Source organism: Pantoea sp. SORGH_AS_0659 (assembly GCF_031453915.1).
GTDB classification, from domain to species: Bacteria; Pseudomonadota; Gammaproteobacteria; order Enterobacterales; family Enterobacteriaceae; genus Pantoea; species Pantoea leporis.
On sequence record NZ_JAVJAK010000001.1, the window covers coordinates 66,636 to 84,193 of the forward strand.

Genomic DNA, 17,558 nt, shown 5'->3' on the forward strand with positions numbered 1-17,558 from the left:
TCAGAAATTAACCGCCTGCTCATACCACTTCGTCAGCTGGTCTGCAGCACTTGCTGATACAGTGAGGTCAGCGCTTGCGCCAGCCGCTGCGGACCATAAGGTTCAATTCTGCGACGTGCGGCTTCGCCCATGGCAGAATTGTGCGTAAGCGCCGGTGTTGCCAGTACGGCTTCGTTTAACGCGTTGATATCTAATGCATCGCAGACAAAACCTTCCTGACCCGCAGTGATAAACTCTGCGCCGCCGCAGCCGGTGCTGGTGATCACCGCCAGGCCGCAAGCCATTGCTTCCAGCACCACATTTGGGAAGGGATCATAAAGCGTGGGCAGCAGCAGCGCATCGGCTGCATGGTAGAACGGTTGCACATCCTGCTGCACGCCGACGAAGCGTAAGCGATCAAGGCAATTGAGCTGGTTTGCCAGCTGCTGATAGCGCGACAGCTGCTTATCCTGGCCGACCACCACCAGATAGCGATCGCTTTTCGCCACCGCTTCAATCGCCGCTTTTAAGCCTTTGCGCTCAAAGCCCGAACCCACGTAAATCATCACCGTGGCATCTTGCGGCAGTTTGAGCTGCTGACGTGCCGCATGACGCAGCGCTTCGCTAGCTGGCTGGAAGCGTTGGCTATCAATCGCGTTGTGAATCACATGGATCTTGCTGGCATCAAGAGAAAAGTGACGCAAAATATCCTGCTTTACCATCTCTGAATTACAGATCACCGCTTTCAACGATGGCGCGTTGAACATGTCGGCTTCTGCCTGTAACACATAACGATGATAAGGACTGAGGCGGGCGCTTAAGCGCTGCCACGGCGAGACGATGCGCGCGCGCTGCTCCAGCCAGACGCGATGCACGCCATCACCGGCACGAAAGATATCGCAACCAGCGATACGTTCGTGGCTTTGCACAATATCGAACTTTTCGCGTTCCCAGCATTCACGCGCGGCACGCGCAAAACCGCGCTCGCGCGAGATGCGACCGAACTTCGCTGGATTGCAGATGTGCAGATGCCAGGCCGGATTCGGCGTGCCCTGCCAGCTGCGAGTGATGATATTGAGATCGAGCTGCTCACCGTCCAGCGCTTCCAGCGCACGCGAGATAAAGCGTTCGGCGCCGCCGTCTGGGCGGTATTTCTGCCGGACAATCGCCAGGCGTAACTTACTCATGCAAAAAACTCCGGGCGGCAGCCAACACATCCTCAACGGGAATGGCAGAAAGATAGCGCTGTTGCGTGTTGGTATCGATGTCGTCTGGCGAGGGTAGCGGGCCATAATCACCGGCCCAAATCACGCGATTGTGATCGCCCCACGGACGCCAGTGTTGCAGCTTGGTGGGTCCAAACAGCGCAAGACACGGCGTTTCCAGCGCGGCGGCCATGTGCATCGGCGCAGAATCTACGCCGATAAACAGCTGTGCCGCATCAATCAGCGCCGCCAGCTGCGGCAAGGATAATTCTCCCGCCAGCGACACCACGTTGTGGCTGCGACACAGCGATTGAATATTGGCGATCATTGCCATTTCTTTCTGGTCCGGCGCCGCCGTCAGTACCACGGTGCGGCCTTCGGCAGCGAGCGCATCAATTAGCTGTGCGACTTTTTCATCTTCCCAGCATTTGAACAGCCAGCGTGAAGTGGGTTGCAGCACAACAAACGGCATTTTCACCGCATGATGAGCCAGTACATCCTGCACTTTTTGTTGATCGGCTGTGCTGAAATGCATCGAGGCTTTTGCGCCGGCGCCGCCGATGCCCAGCGGCTTCAGCGCGGCCATATTCTGTTCAACCGTATGCAGCTGATGATGATCTTCCGTGCTGACCAGATGGTTGTGCATCCAGCGCCATAAGGCGTTATCACGTTTGCGGAAGGCAAAACCGATACGCACCGGCGCGCCAGAGAATCCGGTAATGATGGCGCTGCGCCACTGATCGGCGAGGTTAATCACCAGGTCATAATGGCACGCGCGCACCGCGGAAAGCAGGGCCATTTCATGCCGGAATTTCTGCCAGCCGCCTTCCTTCTTCCAGTTGCGATCAATGATGTGCAACTGGCGAATGGCCGGGTGCGCTTCCAGCATTGGACAGGTTTCTTTGTAGAGCAGAACGTCGATGTCCGCCTGAGGATAGCGTTGGCGCAGCGCGTTTATCGCGGGCGTGGTCAGCAGCATGTCGCCGTGATGACGCAGCTTGATCAGCAGAATATTTTTCGGTGCAAATTGGTCTGGAATCGGGCTTGCCATACTCAAATGATCTCAGAATTCAGTCAGCTGATTGTAAGGCAAACCCCAAAGGCGTGAAAGCCGGACGCGGCGCTTATTTCTTGCGCCAGCGGTAAATCCGGCTTAGCCACAGCAGCAGTTGATACCATTGCTTTATACCGCGCGCGTTACGCAGCATGCGCCTGTGAGTTTGCGTAGCGAACAGATCGGCAATCATCGCCTGACGTGCGCGCTCTTCGGGTTCGCGTCGGATACAGTGGCAGACGCTGAGCGCCTCATGCGTAATCTGGTAGTGAAATGCCGGGTAGATTTTTACCTTATGACGGTAGCGTGCATTGAGCTCTTCCAGCAACTGCGCGATTCTCAGGTAGTGACGCTGATATTCCACATTACGCTGGCCGGTGCGCTTACGGTTGCTGATGGAAGCATCATGCATGTAGTAGCAGTACAACACTTTATCGGTGTAACGCACACGTTGCGCGTTGAGCATGAACTCGGTGGTCCATGGAATGTCCTGATGATGCAGGCCGGGTTCAAAGTAGAGTTTGAGCTGTTCGATCAACTCTCGGCGGTAAATGCCCAGCCAAACCACATGCATGTAGCGATGCGTTTGCAGCGCCTTATTGAGCCACTCAGGGCCGCTCAGTACCTCGGTGCTGGTGAGGCGATCGAGCGGAATCAGCGGTTTTACTTGCTGGCTGGCTTTGAAAAACCATTCCGCGTTGCACTGTGCGGCATCCAGATTGTCGCGCTCCGCCATCTCAACCAGCGTTTGATACATCGCGGCATCCATGGTGTCGTCAGCATCCGGAAACGAAACGTACTTACCGCGCGCCACCGCTAAGCCCGCATTACGCGCGCGCGATACGCCGCCATTGGTCTGATGGATAACACGAACATGGGGATGCTGCTGCGCATAAGCATCAGCACGCTCCCCCGAACCGTCAGTGGAACCATCATCGACAATGATAATTTCCAGTGAGGTGAGAGTTTGAGCCAGCAGCGAATTCATAAACGTCTCAAACATCACGCCAGCGTTGAACAGGGGCGTGATGACCGAGAGCAAAGGGATAGTTTGCGACATTGTTCATCTAATAATTTACAAATTTATTACATCAATTATTAGTAGGGAATTCAGAACTTTTTGCACATTAATGGTCAAAAGCCTTTTGTTCCCTGGTTTTCCGCATTTTTTTTGAGTTTGTCTTGGTGGATAAGCGAGACAACGCTCCTCAATCTGGGCATCAGCATGAAAAATATTCTCGTGATTAGGCGCGATAACATTGGCGACATGGTGTGTACCACCCCGCTACTGGAAGGGTTAAAACGGGCCTTTCCCGAGGCAAAACTGACCTTGTTGGTAAACAAAGTTGCTGAGGATGTGGTGAGCCATAATCCCCATGTTGATCGCCTGTATGTTTACAAGAAAGCCAAGCACCGCGCTAAAAACGAAACCACGCTGGGTGTCTATTGGCAGCGAATAAAGGTCATGCTGGCGCTGCGTAAAACGCGCTTTGATGCGACCATTCTGGCGAATCCTGTGCCGTGTAAATACAGTCTGCGATTGGCGAAAATGGCCGGTGCAGGGAATGTGATTGGCGCGGCTCAGAATGACGCACAGCTTGATCATCCGTTCCAGAAAAGTGATTTCCACGGCGAGCATCAGGTTGAACACACTTACTCTTATCTCTCTGCGCTAACCAGCACGCCGCCTGCTATACCCGCTGTGAATCTCTATCTCTCCACCAGTGAACGTGAAGCAGCTGGCAAACGCATCAGCGCTCTGTTCCCCTCATTGGGCAAGGTTTACGGCGTGCACATCAGTAGTCGCAGCCCAAAGCGCCGCTGGCCGGTGGAATCCTATGCGGCCTTTATCAATAAGCTGCTGGAAGATGAGCAGGCGCGCGTGCTGGTATTCTGGTCGCCGCAGGGAACGCTCGATCTCAATGATAAAGGCGATGCAGCACGCACCGATGAGCTGATGCAGTTGGTCAATTCGCCGCGGGTGGCGCGCTATCCCACCGCATCTGTGCGCGAACTGGTGGCGGGTTTTGATCGCTGTGAGCAGATTCTGTGTAGCGATGGCGGGCAGATGCATCTTGCCGCCGGGCTGCACAAAAAGCAGGTGGTGTTTTTTGGTGATACCAATGCCAGCCAGTGGCATCCGTGGTCAGGGGAATACCGGATCATGCAGACCGCTTCGGGCGAATGTCAGGATGTCTCGCCAGAAGCAGTATGGGAAGCATGGCAGCAACTCAGCGTTAAGCCTGTTGCAATTTGAAGTTGTCGTGATACTCCGACAGTGTTTGTCCGACGAAGCGGGGGGCTAACCAGCTAAACAACGCTTCTAAATCTTCGTACAGTCGCTCGATATCCTGTTGGTTTTTGAACGTTGGACTGCCGTCAGGCATAAATTCTGAGCTGTGCAGCATAAACTCGGCGTAATCCTGGCCTTCGGCCAGCGACATTTCAACCACGCGTTTCATGTCAGCCAGATTCCCGCCTGATGGACGTAACCAATAAACGGCAGGACTCTTTTGTTTGCCGCGTAAGCGGTACAGACCCTGTTTGACCGTATTCATCAGCGGTGAATACTTGTATTGAATACTCATGGGGATTTCGAGCAGCGAGGAGTGACCGCTGCGTGAGATGTCGTCAGGATCGATAAAATAAGGTTTATGCGGGAAGTGAGTGTAGTTCGTGCCGCCTTTCCCCTGCGGCGCACCACGGGTGTAGGCCCAGTTAACGCGCGGTGTGACGGAGCAGTCAACCTTATAGCCCAGTTCAGTTAAGATCGCCGCATAGCGCTCATCAAAAGCCCAGCGTCCGGCACGATGGCTGAGCATTTTTGTCTGGAACTTCTCCTCCAGCAGATCAGTCATATAGGCAACTTTATCCCGCAGTACTGCATCGGGATATTCAATCAGAAAAGGTTGCCAGCGCCAGTCATCATCGGTGAGTGGCGCTTCCGGTGGGCTGTTCCAGGCGTGAAGATGCATGCCAATTTCGCCCTGCTTGCGTGCAATCACATCTTTGCCGAATTCGACAAAAGCAGGATCCGTTGCCATTTCATAGTTGGTTAGCCAGGTAGGTTTAAAACCATAGCGCTCACATAAAGCCTGAAAGCGTGGCAAATAGCCGGTATTTTCAGTGGTGATGGAGCGATGATTGCGCCAAAGGTTGTCGCCTTCGGTGTCTATGGTAATAAGGAAAGCATGCCGGGTCATGTTTGCCGCCTGAGGCCAATAAAATCGCAATGTTACGCTGTGCTTTTCAGTGACGCAAAACTAATTGCTGCAGATGCTTAGAGCGAAAATAGCGCCGTGAAAAATCGGATTTGCTAGCAGACTGCGTTAAGATTCACGCGGCAATATTTAGTCAAACAGAGTTTTAAAATCAGACAGGTGGAGCATTTTGTCAAAGCGCATACTGATGGTGATTGATGGTTTACCGGGCGGTGGAGCCGAAAAAGTCGTGCTGACGTTGGTGACCGGTATGCTTGAGTTGGGACATCGGGTGTCGCTGTTTTCGCTGCGCAAAGTATGCGATTACCCTTTGCCTGACGGCGTTGATTATCAGGTCATCCAGGATACGAATCGTCAGCCCTGGCGCAAGCTGACCGAATTAACGCGTCGCGCCAGATTGCTGGATGACGCTGTTCTGCGGGCGGAGCAGATCGCCGGTAAGTACGATTTAGTGGTATCTCATTTACACAAAACCGATCGTATTGTGCGCCGTTGTCGGACGCTCTTGCCTCGTAAAACCTGGTTTTGTCTACACGGTGTATTCTCCGCCTCCTATCTGGGCCATCGTGCGGGACTATCGCGCTGGTTAAAAGCACGCAAAATTCACCGTGTTTATCAGGCACGCAACGTGATTGGCGTCTCTGCTGCGGTGGTGGAAGACCTAAAGACTGCTTTTGCGGTTACGCCGGCGCGCGAGGCCGTGATTGGTAATCCGTTCGATATCGAAGATATTAAGCAACGTGCAGCCGAGCCGGCTGATGTGCCGCCGCAGGGATTTCTGGTGCATGTGGGGCGATTTCACGAAACCAAACGTCATGATCGCTTGTTGCAAGCCTATGCACTGAGCAACATACCGCTGCCGCTGGTGTTATTAGGCCAGGGATCACCGCAGCGTAAAGCTGCGCTGCAGACGCTGGCCCAGCAGTTTGGTATTGCGGATCGCGTCATCTTTCAGGGATTTACGCTCAATCCTTATGCGTGGATTAGCCGGGCAACAATGCTGATAGTCAGCTCGGACAGCGAAGGTTTTGGTAATGTCCTGATTGAAGCGATGCTGTGCGGCACGCCGGTGGTGAGTACGCGCTGTCCGGGTGGGCCAGCTTCGTTACTACAAGGCGATTTGGCGCGCGGACTGGCGGATTTAACACCTGAATCTGTGGCAGAAAAGATGCTGGAGATTTATCAGTCCCCACCTCAGCTCCATGCTGATGAGTTCGCTGCTTTTGATACCAAGGTCATTTGCCAGCGCTATCTGGCGCTGGCCGAATAATCATAAATGGGAGCATTGCTCCCTTTTATGAGTGTTTAATCCCAGCTCAACACCACTTTGCCGGATCTTCCCGAGCGCATCTCATCAAAGCCCTGCTGGAACTCATCGATGTGATAGCGATGAGTAATGATGGGTGTGAGATCGAGGCCGGACTGAATCAGCGCCGCCATCTTGTACCAGGTTTCGAACATCTCGCGGCCGTAGATGCCTTTGATGAACAAGCCTTTAAAGATCACCTGATTCCAGTCGATGGACATCTCGCCCGGCGGAATGCCCAGCAGCGCGATGCGACCACCGTGGTTCATTACCTCCAGCAAGGTGCGGAATGCCGGTGGCGCACCAGACATCTCCAGACCGACATCAAAACCCTCGGTCATGCCGAGTTCGGCCATCACATCACGCAGATTTTCCTGCGCCACGTTGACAGCGCGCGTTACGCCCATTTTGCGCGCCAGATCGAGGCGATAGTCGTTGATGTCGGTGATCACCACATGGCGCGCGCCGACGTGCTTGCACACCGCCGCCGCCATGATGCCAATCGGCCCGGCACCGGAGATCAGCACATCTTCGCCCACCAGATCGAACGACAGCGCAGTGTGCACCGCATTGCCAAAGGGATCGAAAATCGCCGCCAGTTCATCAGAAATGTTGTCGGGAATTTTGAAGGCATTAAACGCCGGAATCACCAGATATTCGGCAAAGCAGCCCTGACGATTGACGCCAACGCCTACCGTATTGCGGCACAGATGTGTGCGTCCAGCGCGGCAGTTGCGGCAATGGCCGCAGGTGATGTGGCCTTCACCGGAAACACGATCGCCAACGGCAAAGCCCTTAACTTCCTGGCCCATTCCCACCACTTCACCCACATATTCGTGGCCGGTGATCATCGGCACCGGAATGGTTTTGCGCGACCAGTCATCCCAGTTGTAGATGTGCACGTCGGTACCGCAGATAGCGGTTTTACGAATCTTAATCAGTAGGTCGTTATGGCCGGGTTCAGGTATTGGCGCGTCTTTGACCATCCAAATGCCTTCTTCGGTTTTTAATTTGGCAAGTGCTTTCATTTCCCTGCTCCTGAAATAACGCCCAGCTGCTGACCAATACGGGTGAAGGCCGCCACGGCGTGCTCCAGCTGCGCCTGCGTATGTCCGGCAGAGATCTGCGTGCGGATACGTGCCTGACCTTGCGGTACCACCGGATAGAAGAAGCCTGTGACGTAGATTCCTTCCTGCTGCAACAGGCTGGCAAATTGCTGCGCCACTTTGGCATCGCCCAGCATCACAGGGATGATGGCGTGATCGGCGCCGGCCAGCGTGAAGCCTGCGGCAGTCATCTGCTCGCGGAAGAAGCGGGCATTTTCCCACAGACGCTGGCGTAAACCGTCACCTTCACTCAGCAGCTCCAGCACGCGCAGCGAGGCAGCCACAATCGCGGGCGCCAGCGAGTTGGAGAACAGATACGGACGCGAGCGCTGACGCAGCCACTCAACCACTTCTCTTTTCGCCGCCACGTAGCCGCCCGATGCGCCACCCAGCGCTTTACCCAGCGTGCCGGTCAGAATGTCGACGCGATCCATCACGCCGCAATATTCGTGCGTGCCGCGTCCGGCAGAACCCACAAAGCCCACCGCATGGGAATCATCGACCATCACCAGCGCATCGAACTCATCGGCCAGATCGCAAATGCCCTGCAGATTGGCAATCACCCCATCCATCGAGAACACGCCATCGGTGGCAATTAGGATGTGGCGCGCGCCTTTGTCGCGTGCTTCCTGTAAACGCGCACGCAGCTCACTCATGTCATTATTGGCGTAACGATAGCGCTGCGCTTTACACAAACGCACGCCATCAATGATCGATGCGTGATTAAGGGCATCTGAAATAATCGCGTCTTCGGCGCTGAGCAGTGTTTCAAACAGGCCGCCGTTGGCATCAAAGCAGGACGAGAACAGAATCGCGTCTTCCATGCCGAGGAACGCAGCCAGCTTGTGTTCCAGCTGCTGGTGGATGTCCTGCGTGCCGCAGATAAAGCGCACCGAGGCCATACCAAAACCGTGCGTATCCATGCCGTCTTTCGCCGCCTGGATCAATGCCGGATGATTAGCTAAACCCAAATAGTTATTGGCGCAGAAGTTGATGACGGGCGGGCTGTTAGCTACGTTGATTTCTGCCTGCTGCGCCGACGTAATGGTGCGTTCTTGTTTGAACAATCCGTCCTGACGTGTTGTCTCAAGTTGTTGACGAATTTGCGAATAAAACTGACTGGACATGATTATGCTCCTCAGATAGCAAATATTTGGCACATATTACTGATCGAAAAGCGAATCAACGACATTTCAGCCATCAATATCTCGGTTTTGCAGCATAGTTCACGCTGCGAACAGGATTTGTGCAGCGCATACGGCGTCATCTGGCTGCCTGCGTCTGGCTGAAATGTTATGATGATAGGCATTCGTGGGTGAAACCTCCTGTTTCCCCCCAACTCTTTAAAGGCAAAGCATATGATTATCGTAACCGGTGGCGCTGGCATGATTGGCAGCAACATTGTTAAAGCGCTGAACGACCGCGGTCTGACCGACATTTTGGTGGTGGATAATCTGAAGGATGGCACCAAGTTCGTGAATCTGGCGGATCTCGACATCGCCGATTACATGGATAAAGAGGAATTCCTCAGCTACATCATGTCTGGCGAAGATCTCGGCCCCATCGAAGCCGTGTTCCATGAAGGTGCGTGTTCCGCAACCACCGAGTGGGATGGCAAGTACATGATGGATAACAACTATCAGTACTCCAAAGATCTGCTGCACTTCTGCCTCGAGCGCGAAATCCCGTTCCTCTACGCCTCATCTGCTGCCACTTACGGCGGCCGCAATGAGAACTTCATCGAAGAGCGCCAGTACGAGCAGCCGCTAAATGTGTACGGCTACTCAAAAATGCTGTTCGATCACTACGTGCGCCAGATTCTGCCCGAAGCAGACTCACCGGTGTGCGGCTTCCGTTACTTCAACGTGTACGGTCCGCGTGAAGGCCACAAAGGCGGCATGGCGAGCGTCGCGTTCCACCTCAATACGCAAATTAGCAACGGTGAAAATCCAAAACTGTTCGAAGGCAGCGACGATTTCCGCCGCGACTTCATCCATGTTGATGACGTGGTTGCGGTAAATCTGTGGTGCTGGGAAAACGGCGTTTCCGGTATCTACAACTGCGGAACTGGCCGTGCTGAATCTTTCCAGGAAGTGGCGGATGCGGTGCTGAACTTCCATCAGAAAGGCCAGATTGAATACATTCCGTTCCCGGACAAGCTGAAAGGCCGTTATCAGGCGTTTACCCAAGCCGATCTCACTAATTTGCGTGCAGCCGGTTATGACAAGCCGTTCAAAACCGTTGCGCAAGGCGTGGGCGAATATATGGCCTGGCTGAACCGTAACGTATAAGGAAACCGGCAGCAGCGATGAAAATTCTGGTTATTGGCCCATCATGGGTCGGCGATATGATGATGTCGCAAAGTCTCTATCGCACGCTCAAGGCTGAGCATCCTGAAGCGGTGATCGACGTGATGGCGCCGGCCTGGTGCCGCCCATTGCTGTCGCGTATGCCGGAAGTGAATCAGGCGCTGGCGATGCCGCTCGGCCACGGCGCATTGGCGCTGGGCGAGCGTCGTCGTTTGGGGAAAACCCTGCAGGCCAGCGGCTATGACCGCGCCTATGTGCTGCCGAACTCCTTCAAATCTGCGCTGGTGCCGTTTTTCGCCGGGATCAAACGTCGCACCGGCTGGCGCGGCGAGATGCGCTATGGCGTGTTGAATGATGTCCGCGTGCTGGACAAAGCGGCCTTTCCGTTGATGGTTGAGCGCTATGTGGCGCTCGGCTATGACAAACCGGTTGCTTCCGCGCAGCAGCTGCCGCAGCCGTTGCTGTGGCCGCAATTACGTGTCGATGACGATGAAAAGCGGATGACGGCGGCGCAGTTTGCGCTGTCAGCCGATCGTCCAGTGATTGGATTTTGTCCGGGCGCAGAGTTTGGCCCGGCGAAGCGCTGGCCGCATTATCATTATGCCGCGCTGGCAGAGCAGCTGATTGGCGAAGGTTATCAGGTGGTGCTGTTCGGTTCGGCGAAAGATCGTGAAACCGGTGACACCATTGTGCAGACGCTGTCAGAAGCGGCGCGTGCGCACTGTAAAAATCTGGCGGGTGAAACGCAACTTGAGCAAGCCGTGATTCTGCTGGCGAACTGTGCGGCGGTGGTCAGTAACGATTCCGGCCTGATGCATATCGCTGCGGCGCTTAATCGTCCGCTGGTGGCGCTGTATGGCCCAAGCAGCCCGGACTTCACTCCGCCGTTGTCTCAGCAGGCGCGCATTATTCGTTTGACCACCGGCTATCACAAAGTCCGCAAAGGTGATGCCGAACAAGGTTATCACCAGAGCCTGATTGATATTCAGCCAGCGCGCGTCCATCAGGAACTGAGCGCGCTGTTGCATCCGGTGCAGGAGTAAAGATGCACGTTTTGATTGTTAAAACCTCCTCGATGGGAGACGTGCTGCATACCTTGCCAGCGCTCACGGATGCGATGCAGGCGATTCCTGGCATCAAGTTTGATTGGGTGGTTGAAGAAAACTTTGCTCAAATTCCCGCCTGGCATCCGGCTGTGGATAGAGTGCTGCCGGTGGCGATTCGCCGCTGGCGCAAGCACTGGTTCGGTAGCCAGCAGCGTGAAGAGCGTGTGCAATTTAAGCGTGAGCTGCAATCGCGTCAGTATGATGTAGTGCTGGATGCGCAAGGTTTGATCAAAAGCGCCGCGCTGGTGACGCGCCTGGCAAAAGGCGAGAAGCACGGGCAGGACAGCCGCAGCGCACGCGAACCTTTCGCCAGCTGGTGGTATGACAAACGCCATGAAATCAACAAGCAACAGCATGCCGTCGAACGCACGCGCGAGCTGTTTGCCAAAAGCCTCGGCTATGAAAAGCCTGCAACGCAGGGCGACTACGCGATTGCCGGCCATTTCCGCTCTACGCTGCCCAATGACACGCAGCCTTATCTGGTGTTTCTGCATGCTACCACGCGTGATAACAAACACTGGCCGGAGTCACACTGGCGTGCGCTGATTGAGTTAGTTCAGCCAACAGGATTGCGCGTGAAATTGCCGTGGGGCGCAGAGCATGAACATCAACGCGCACAGCGTCTGGCCGAAGGCTTCGACCATGTTGAGGTATTGCCTAAGTTAACGCTGGAGCAGGTAGCGCAAGAATTAGCTGGTGCGCGCGCGGTGGTGTCGGTAGATACCGGTTTAAGTCATCTGACGGCAGCGCTGGATCGTCCGAATATCACGCTATTTGGTCCCACCGATCCGGGATTGATTGGCGGGTATGGCAAGAATCAGCATGAATTAAAAGCAAGCGATGGTACCATGCAGGCAATTACGGCCGAGATGGTTATGGAAAAATTGAAGGAACTGCTCTGAATGACCTCAATTTTTAAACAAATCTATCGTTATACTCATGCAAGGGCATTGAGACATAACGAAAACTTGTGGCCCCATATTAAGATCCGCCGAGCCAAAACCGATAATATTCAGCGGCTAAGCTACTGGGGAAAGCAAGTTAAGATTGAGGATCTCATCGCATTGCGTGCCACGATAACGGGAGATGTGACAATCCTGGCTACTGGCCCTTCGGTTAAATCATTAGACATTGAGAAACTTGCCAGCACCACATTTGTGGGCGTGAATGGCGCCTATAATCTGCGCGATAGAATTACCTTTGCATATTATGTCATCGTCGATCGGGGATTTATCGATAAAAGATTCGATCTTGTCACTGATATTATTAATGACGAAAAGCTGGTTCTGTTTACAACCGTGCACTGCTTCAATGATATCTTGCAGCGCGCTGATTTACGGGACGTTAAGTGCCGCCTGGCAATTATTGAAGATCTCAGCTTTAAAGTATTCAGAAGTATCGTTCGCCCTGAAGAATATGCCCTCAATTATCAGGGGAAAATGGGGATCTCTCTCTCTGAAACGCCATTCATATCTGGTTTTTCCTGGGATATATGTCAGGGGGTTTTCGATGCTGGCACGGTTGCTTATTGGGCCTTGCAGATATCCGTCTGGCTGGGTGCCAGTCGTATTTTATTAGCTGGCGTTGATATGAATAATTTTTCAGCGCCGCGCTTTTATGAAAGCGACAATGATAAGCTTCCAAGCCTACTTGAATCTAACTTTAGCGCGGTTATTAAACCCGCCTTTATCCATGCAAGCCGGGAATTAGAACGAGCGGGGATTAAAGCGTATAACCTTTCATTAGAAAGTGCTCTTGATGAGAATATTTTTGAGAAGGCTACACCAGAAGCTATTTTTTAAAATAGATCATAACCTTAAATCTATTTATTATTTATTATTTATTATTTTTCTAATTTCTAAAAAACTATACCAGGCTTCACATTAAAACCTGGTATATATTATCAATTTAAAGTTTTCAACACTGCGTTATAGACCTGTTCCACATTGATTTTCCGCATAGGAAATTGTGGGTCATCATTTTCTTCAGGCTCAATACGGATTATCTGGTGAATATCCAGATCCTGATAAGGTCCAGTATGGCGAGGATTGGCACCCACATACAGACTTACCGTCGGCGTTTGCGCGGTAACAGCAATATGTAATGGCCCCGTATCGCCCGTTATCAATACATCAATTCGCTTAATAAGCTGAAGCAGTTCGGGCAGACGCGTTTTGCCAATATATGAAGTGACCCGATGATGATACTTTTCTGGCAGTAGTGCAAAGAAGGCGCTTTCGATCGGGCGATCCTGGCCGGCGCCAGTCAGAACCAAAGTGGATTCTGGACTATGGCTAAAAATACGTTCTGCCAATTGTGCAAAGTGTTCCACGGGCCAGCGACGGTTATCACCTGATGCGCCCATTTGAAAACCGACAATGGTTGAGCTTTCCTGCTGGTGACCATTATCAACTTTTATAGGAAATTCCATGCGGATATCAGTGGTGTCACAGCCTAATGAACCAATAAGATTCAGTTTACGTTGAATAATGTGTGATTCTGCTCGCGGTGAGTAGAGATCAAGCCAATGATTAAATACAGGATTATCGCTACCGAAATTATCTCTAACCAGATATTTTGAGCCGCTTAACCGCGCGCAAAGAATATCGTAGCCTAAGCTGGAGTGCAGTAGCAGCGTTAGATCAGGTTTGAAACGGCGTAGTTTCCTGATCAGATTAGGCGCACGGACAATTTTATTGTCCCAAATAGCCACTTGATCAAACCATTCGCTGTCTTCAACCAGATCGCGGTTTTTATCGCTGGAAACCAGCATGATTTTGGCGGATGGATAACGGCGCTTAATCGCTTTTATTGCTGGTGTGTTAAACAGCAAGTCACCTAATGCCGTCGTCGAAAAAATAACGATGCGCTCGAACTCATGGGTCGCGCTCAGCGGGGACTTATTTCTGTCGATTTGGCTCAGTTTAGCGTGCAGACTCAGCACGGAGTTAATTAGATTTATTTTCCAACGCTTTTTCATTAATACGGCTTACCCTAGAGAATCTGACTATTCGACAGCCATAGCAAAAAATAATTTCGCCATTATAACGAAAAAAACATCAGCCCCGTATAGAGGCTAACGTTAAGGCCGGTTTGCACTTTGACTTAATTTAGAACAAAGACTCTAAATGCTTGAACAATGGGCTTTGCGCAATGCTTTCACTGATCAACTCAACGGCATAGTGCTGCGGCACGGGCGGCAACGGTTTGCCCGGCTTACACACGCCTGGCGCACGGAAGCGTGGCGGCTGGGTTTTGGATGGCGGCGGAGTCGTACCCTGATGCAGCGGCTCATTCAGCAACTGGCTTGGCCGCACTAGCGTGATATCGGCTGGCAATGTCGGCAGCATCTGCTGCAAGACGCGCACCGTCGTCGGATGCGGATGACCAATCGCAATGGCATAACCATCGCGCTGCGCAAGTTTCACCGCGCGGGTAAACTGCGCGCGGATTGAAGCCTCATCCTGACTATCATCAAGGAACACGCGGCGTTTCAGGACTTTAACGTTGGTACCTTGCGCGGCTGGGATCGACTGACTATTGCCAATCGTCATGCTATCGAGAAAGTAATAGTTGTAGTGATTGAGCACCTGCATCACTTTCTGCATGCCGGGCAGGCTGGAGGTCATTTTGCTGCCCATATGGTTATTCAGGCCAACCGCAAAAGGCACTTTGCCGCTGGCTTCTCGAATAATCCGCTCGATTTCCGTGCTGCTCATCTCGGGCGTCAGCGTGTCTTTCTCCAGCGGCTGTTTGCTAAGCGGTGCCATCGGCAGGTGGATCAGCACTTCGCGACCACCCTGATGCGCTTTGGTGGCCATCTCACGCGCATGGGGCGCATTCGGCAGGACCGCAACGGAAATCGCGGTGGGCATCTGCAGCACTTTATTCTCTTCTTTTGGCCGATAACCAAAGTCATCGATCACGATGGAGAGTTTTCCCGCATGGGCGGAAAGTGACAGAAACAGGCCGCATAGGGCGGCCGAGAGCTTAGAGGGTTGAAACAAAACTTATCTTCCTAACCACGGTAGTGGATTGACGGCCTGTCCCTGGCGTCGGATTTCAAAGTAGAGCGAAGGCGTGCCGCGGCCGCCGCTGGTGCCCACAAGGGCGATAGGCTGTCCTGCCTTCACCTGAGCACCCACGCTCACCAGTGCGCTTTGGTTGTAGCCATAAAGGCTCATATCACCTTTACCGTGTTCCAGAACGACAACCAGACCATAGCCTTGCAGCCAGTCGGCCATCAATACGCGTCCATCAGCGATGGCTTTCACTTCGGTACCTTCTGGCGCATCGACGACCAGACCTTTCCAGCGCAATTCGCCCTGCATCGATTCACCGAAGCGATGTTCAATACGTCCCCGTACCGGCCAAACCGCTTGCCCGCCGGGCTTGCCTAATCCGCCGGTACGCGCCATCAGCTCGCGCTCACTCTGCGTTGGCTGATAACTTGATCCTTTGGCTTTCGCCTGCGCCTGACGCTGACGCACTTTTTCCGCCTCGCGCGCTTCGCGTTCCGCACGTTCGCGTGCTTCACGCTCTGCCTTAGCGATTTTGCTTTGCAGGCGGCTTTCGTTCTCACGCATTTCAACCAGGTCCGCCTGATCTTTCTCCAGCGAGCTTTCCAGTATGGTGAGCGTTTTCTTACGCGCCGCGCTGGCGACTTCCAGCTTGCTTTGCTGCGTCTGCTGCTGGGCCAACAACGATTTTTGCTGCTCCTGTTTGCCCTGCAATGATTGACGCTGTTCCGCTAATTGCTGCTGGGTTTGTTTGAGATCGTCGATGTTTTTCTGGCGTGCGGCGTTGAGATAGCCGAAATAGGCAAGAATGCGCTCACTGCGCTGGGCTTCTTCGCCTCCGAGCAGCAACTGCAGACCATTATGCTGTCCCTGACGGAAGGCGGCATCAAGCTGTTGTGCCAGCAGTTTTTCCTGCTGTGCTTGCTGCTTTTCCAGCCGCGAGATAGAAGAGGTGACCTGCGCGATTTCACCCTCAAGCGTGCTGAGGCTGTTACGCGTTTCGCGCAGCTGACGGCTGGCCTGCGCAATCACTTTTTCCTGGCTTTGCAGCTGATCCAACAACTTACTGCGCTGCACTTTCTGCGCTTTAACGCTCTTTTCTTTCTCGGCAATGTCCTGCTGAATGGACTTCAACTGCGTTTTACTGTCATCCGCACTGCGTGCAGCGGCAGGAAGTAATAATGTGCCCGCCAGAAGCAGACTCAGGGAGATTTCGGACCAGCGAAATGACAACGGAAGCGCAGTGCCGTTGTAACGGGTCCTTGTGTGTGTAACGGTCGCTTTTCCCTTCATAGTCGATAATTATTCCACGATGAACAGCCGCTTACCAGTTAGCCCGGCCGGGTTTTACTTTACTAAAAATGTCTGTGCCGAGCTTACCGGCATAAACTTTGTCTTAATTTTGGGATTAGAACACTTTTTTTGGAAAATGACGCACAAATCGTAACTCTGTCCCCTTAGCGACTGTACATGCGAAGTGGCGCAGGTATACTCAGAACCCTTGTTTTAGCTTATCAGCCCGGTTTGGAGTCGTTACCCCTCATGCAAGAAATTATGCAGTTTGCAAGCAATCACCCCATCCTCAGTCTGGCATGGGTCGCTTTACTCGTTCTCGTGATTGTGACCACCGTTAAAGGTATGTTCTCTAAAGTAAAAACTATCAGCCGTGGTGAAGCTACCCACCTGATTAACAAAGAGGACGCGGTGGTGGTAGACGTGCGTTCACGTGACGATTACCGCAAAGGACACATTTCTGGGGCTATCAACGTAGCGGCAGCAGACATCAAAAAAGAGAGCTTTGGCGAGCTGGAAAAGCACAAGTCACAGCACATAATTGTAGTTTGCGCGACCGGTCAAAGTGCGGGTGAATCTGCAGCGAAATTGAGCGCAGCGGGTTTTGAAAAAGTCTCCGTTCTGAAAGATGGCGTGAGCGGCTGGAGTGGTGAAAATCTGCCACTGGTGCGCGGTAAATAACTTCTCAGAGGTAACCGTATGGCGAATGTAGAGATCTACACCAAAGTCACTTGTCCTTATTGCCACCGTGCAAAGGCGTTGTTGGATCAGAAAGGCGTGTCGTTCCAGGAGATTCCCATTGACGGGAACACGGCGAAACGTGAAGAGATGATTCAACGCAGCGGCCGCACTACGGTGCCACAGATTTTTATTGATGCGCAGCACATTGGCGGCTGTGACGATCTTTACGCGCTGGATGGGCGTCAGGGACTTGATCCTTTACTCCAGGCATAACTTTTC

Annotated in this window: 17 protein-coding genes; 8 read left to right on the forward strand and 9 right to left on the reverse strand. The window is 53.0% G+C overall.

Annotated elements, in window-relative coordinates; translation table 11 throughout:
* Positions 1-32 precede the first annotated feature (32 nt).
* From Q3H59_RS00325 to Q3H59_RS00335, 3 genes are all read right to left on the reverse strand, one after another.
* The gene (locus Q3H59_RS00325) at positions 33-1,166 is read right to left on the reverse strand and encodes a glycosyltransferase family 4 protein (protein ID WP_309832510.1); all 1,134 of its coding nucleotides are present in this window, start codon (positions 1,164-1,166) and stop codon (positions 33-35) included.
* Positions 1,159-2,235 carry a putative lipopolysaccharide heptosyltransferase III gene (rfaQ, locus tag Q3H59_RS00330; RefSeq protein ID WP_309832511.1) on the reverse strand — a complete coding sequence of 359 codons (1,077 nt, stop codon included), beginning with the start codon at positions 2,233-2,235 and terminating at the stop codon, positions 1,159-1,161. The genes Q3H59_RS00325 and rfaQ overlap by 8 nt, the downstream gene beginning before the upstream one ends.
* Positions 2,236-2,308: 73 nt before the next feature.
* Entirely contained in the window at positions 2,309-3,298 is a 990-nt protein-coding gene (locus tag Q3H59_RS00335) for a glycosyltransferase (RefSeq protein WP_309832514.1), read from the reverse strand.
* A 165-nt stretch (positions 3,299-3,463) separates the two neighbouring features.
* Here Q3H59_RS00335 and Q3H59_RS00340 point away from each other — a divergent pair, with 165 nt between their 5' ends.
* A complete protein-coding gene (locus Q3H59_RS00340) occupies positions 3,464-4,495 on the forward strand; it encodes a glycosyltransferase family 9 protein (protein ID WP_309832516.1) in 1,032 nt (343 codons plus the stop codon).
* On the opposite strand, the gene Q3H59_RS00345 is transcribed toward Q3H59_RS00340, so the two are convergent.
* Positions 4,476-5,441: a polysaccharide deacetylase family protein gene (locus Q3H59_RS00345; protein WP_192415306.1), complete on the reverse strand. Its 966-nt coding sequence runs from the start codon at positions 5,439-5,441 to the stop codon at positions 4,476-4,478. The two genes, Q3H59_RS00340 and Q3H59_RS00345, sit on opposite strands and share 20 nt — an antisense overlap.
* A gap of 205 nt (positions 5,442-5,646) precedes the next feature.
* On the opposite strand from Q3H59_RS00345, the gene Q3H59_RS00350 reads away from it, so the two are divergent.
* Positions 5,647-6,729, forward strand: coding sequence for a glycosyltransferase (locus Q3H59_RS00350; RefSeq protein WP_309836596.1), 1,083 nt, complete (start codon positions 5,647-5,649; stop codon positions 6,727-6,729).
* 35 nt (positions 6,730-6,764) lie between these two features.
* On the opposite strand, the gene tdh is transcribed toward Q3H59_RS00350, so the two are convergent.
* Positions 6,765-7,793, reverse strand: a complete 1,029-nt coding sequence (tdh, locus tag Q3H59_RS00355) for an L-threonine 3-dehydrogenase (protein ID WP_309832519.1) — start codon at positions 7,791-7,793, stop codon at positions 6,765-6,767.
* Positions 7,790-8,998, reverse strand: coding sequence for a glycine C-acetyltransferase (locus tag Q3H59_RS00360; protein ID WP_309832521.1), 1,209 nt, complete (start codon positions 8,996-8,998; stop codon positions 7,790-7,792). Before Q3H59_RS00360 ends, tdh begins: the two co-directional genes overlap by 4 nt.
* A gap of 231 nt (positions 8,999-9,229) precedes the next feature.
* Between Q3H59_RS00360 and rfaD the strand changes: the two genes are divergently transcribed.
* The 4 genes from rfaD to Q3H59_RS00380 are packed head-to-tail and all read left to right on the forward strand — an operon-like array spanning position 9,230 to position 13,088.
* Positions 9,230-10,162 (forward strand): ADP-glyceromanno-heptose 6-epimerase, encoded by a 933-nt coding sequence (gene rfaD / locus Q3H59_RS00365; protein ID WP_101760676.1) that lies wholly within the window; start codon positions 9,230-9,232, stop codon positions 10,160-10,162.
* 17 nt (positions 10,163-10,179) lie between these two features.
* Positions 10,180-11,223 carry an ADP-heptose--LPS heptosyltransferase RfaF gene (rfaF, locus tag Q3H59_RS00370; protein WP_309832524.1) on the forward strand — a complete coding sequence of 348 codons (1,044 nt, stop codon included), beginning with the start codon at positions 10,180-10,182 and terminating at the stop codon, positions 11,221-11,223.
* Between the two features lie 2 nt (positions 11,224-11,225).
* The gene (gene rfaC / locus Q3H59_RS00375; protein ID WP_110868203.1) at positions 11,226-12,188 is read left to right on the forward strand and encodes a lipopolysaccharide heptosyltransferase RfaC; all 963 of its coding nucleotides are present in this window, start codon (positions 11,226-11,228) and stop codon (positions 12,186-12,188) included.
* Positions 12,189-13,088, forward strand: coding sequence for a sugar glycosyltransferase (locus Q3H59_RS00380; RefSeq protein ID WP_280172215.1), 900 nt, complete (start codon positions 12,189-12,191; stop codon positions 13,086-13,088).
* 101 nt (positions 13,089-13,189) lie between these two features.
* Here the strand turns inward: Q3H59_RS00380 and Q3H59_RS00385 are convergent, their stop codons facing one another.
* The 3 genes from Q3H59_RS00385 to envC form a co-directional block, all read right to left on the reverse strand.
* A complete protein-coding gene (locus tag Q3H59_RS00385; RefSeq protein WP_277974244.1) occupies positions 13,190-14,266 on the reverse strand; it encodes a glycosyltransferase family 9 protein in 1,077 nt (358 codons plus the stop codon).
* Between the two features lie 130 nt (positions 14,267-14,396).
* The gene (locus Q3H59_RS00390; protein ID WP_309832526.1) at positions 14,397-15,293 is read right to left on the reverse strand and encodes a divergent polysaccharide deacetylase family protein; all 897 of its coding nucleotides are present in this window, start codon (positions 15,291-15,293) and stop codon (positions 14,397-14,399) included.
* A 3-nt stretch (positions 15,294-15,296) separates the two neighbouring features.
* Complete coding sequence (gene envC / locus Q3H59_RS00395) at positions 15,297-16,598, reverse strand: murein hydrolase activator EnvC (RefSeq protein WP_137386767.1); 1,302 nt, start codon at positions 16,596-16,598, stop codon at positions 15,297-15,299.
* A gap of 249 nt (positions 16,599-16,847) precedes the next feature.
* On the opposite strand from envC, the gene Q3H59_RS00400 reads away from it, so the two are divergent.
* Positions 16,848-17,279 carry a rhodanese-like domain-containing protein gene (locus tag Q3H59_RS00400; RefSeq protein ID WP_008109709.1) on the forward strand — a complete coding sequence of 144 codons (432 nt, stop codon included), beginning with the start codon at positions 16,848-16,850 and terminating at the stop codon, positions 17,277-17,279.
* An 18-nt stretch (positions 17,280-17,297) separates the two neighbouring features.
* Positions 17,298-17,552, forward strand: a complete 255-nt coding sequence (grxC, locus tag Q3H59_RS00405) for a glutaredoxin 3 (protein WP_224935005.1) — start codon at positions 17,298-17,300, stop codon at positions 17,550-17,552.
* The last annotated feature ends 6 nt before the right edge of the window (positions 17,553-17,558 follow it).

Excerpts from the sequence above, each read along its gene's own strand:
- Q3H59_RS00325 (WP_309832510.1), bottom strand. The coding sequence starts at position 1,166 with ATGAGTAAGTTACGCCTGGCGATTGTCCGGCAGAAATACCGCCCAGAC.
- rfaQ (WP_309832511.1), bottom strand. The coding sequence starts at position 2,235 with ATGGCAAGCCCGATTCCAGACCAATTTGCACCGAAAAATATTCTGCTG.
- Q3H59_RS00335 (WP_309832514.1), bottom strand. The coding sequence starts at position 3,298 with ATGTCGCAAACTATCCCTTTGCTCTCGGTCATCACGCCCCTGTTCAAC.
- Q3H59_RS00340 (WP_309832516.1), top strand. The coding sequence starts at position 3,464 with ATGAAAAATATTCTCGTGATTAGGCGCGATAACATTGGCGACATGGTG.
- Q3H59_RS00345 (WP_192415306.1), bottom strand. The coding sequence starts at position 5,441 with ATGACCCGGCATGCTTTCCTTATTACCATAGACACCGAAGGCGACAAC.
- Q3H59_RS00350 (WP_309836596.1), top strand. The coding sequence starts at position 5,647 with ATGGTGATTGATGGTTTACCGGGCGGTGGAGCCGAAAAAGTCGTGCTG.
- tdh (WP_309832519.1), bottom strand. The coding sequence starts at position 7,793 with ATGAAAGCACTTGCCAAATTAAAAACCGAAGAAGGCATTTGGATGGTC.
- Q3H59_RS00360 (WP_309832521.1), bottom strand. The coding sequence starts at position 8,998 with ATGTCCAGTCAGTTTTATTCGCAAATTCGTCAACAACTTGAGACAACA.
- rfaD (WP_101760676.1), top strand. The coding sequence starts at position 9,230 with ATGATTATCGTAACCGGTGGCGCTGGCATGATTGGCAGCAACATTGTT.
- rfaF (WP_309832524.1), top strand. The coding sequence starts at position 10,180 with ATGAAAATTCTGGTTATTGGCCCATCATGGGTCGGCGATATGATGATG.
- rfaC (WP_110868203.1), top strand. The coding sequence starts at position 11,226 with ATGCACGTTTTGATTGTTAAAACCTCCTCGATGGGAGACGTGCTGCAT.
- Q3H59_RS00380 (WP_280172215.1), top strand. The coding sequence starts at position 12,189 with ATGACCTCAATTTTTAAACAAATCTATCGTTATACTCATGCAAGGGCA.
- Q3H59_RS00385 (WP_277974244.1), bottom strand. The coding sequence starts at position 14,266 with ATGAAAAAGCGTTGGAAAATAAATCTAATTAACTCCGTGCTGAGTCTG.
- envC (WP_137386767.1), bottom strand. The coding sequence starts at position 16,598 with ATGAAGGGAAAAGCGACCGTTACACACACAAGGACCCGTTACAACGGC.
- Q3H59_RS00400 (WP_008109709.1), top strand. The coding sequence starts at position 16,848 with ATGCAAGAAATTATGCAGTTTGCAAGCAATCACCCCATCCTCAGTCTG.
- grxC (WP_224935005.1), top strand. The coding sequence starts at position 17,298 with ATGGCGAATGTAGAGATCTACACCAAAGTCACTTGTCCTTATTGCCAC.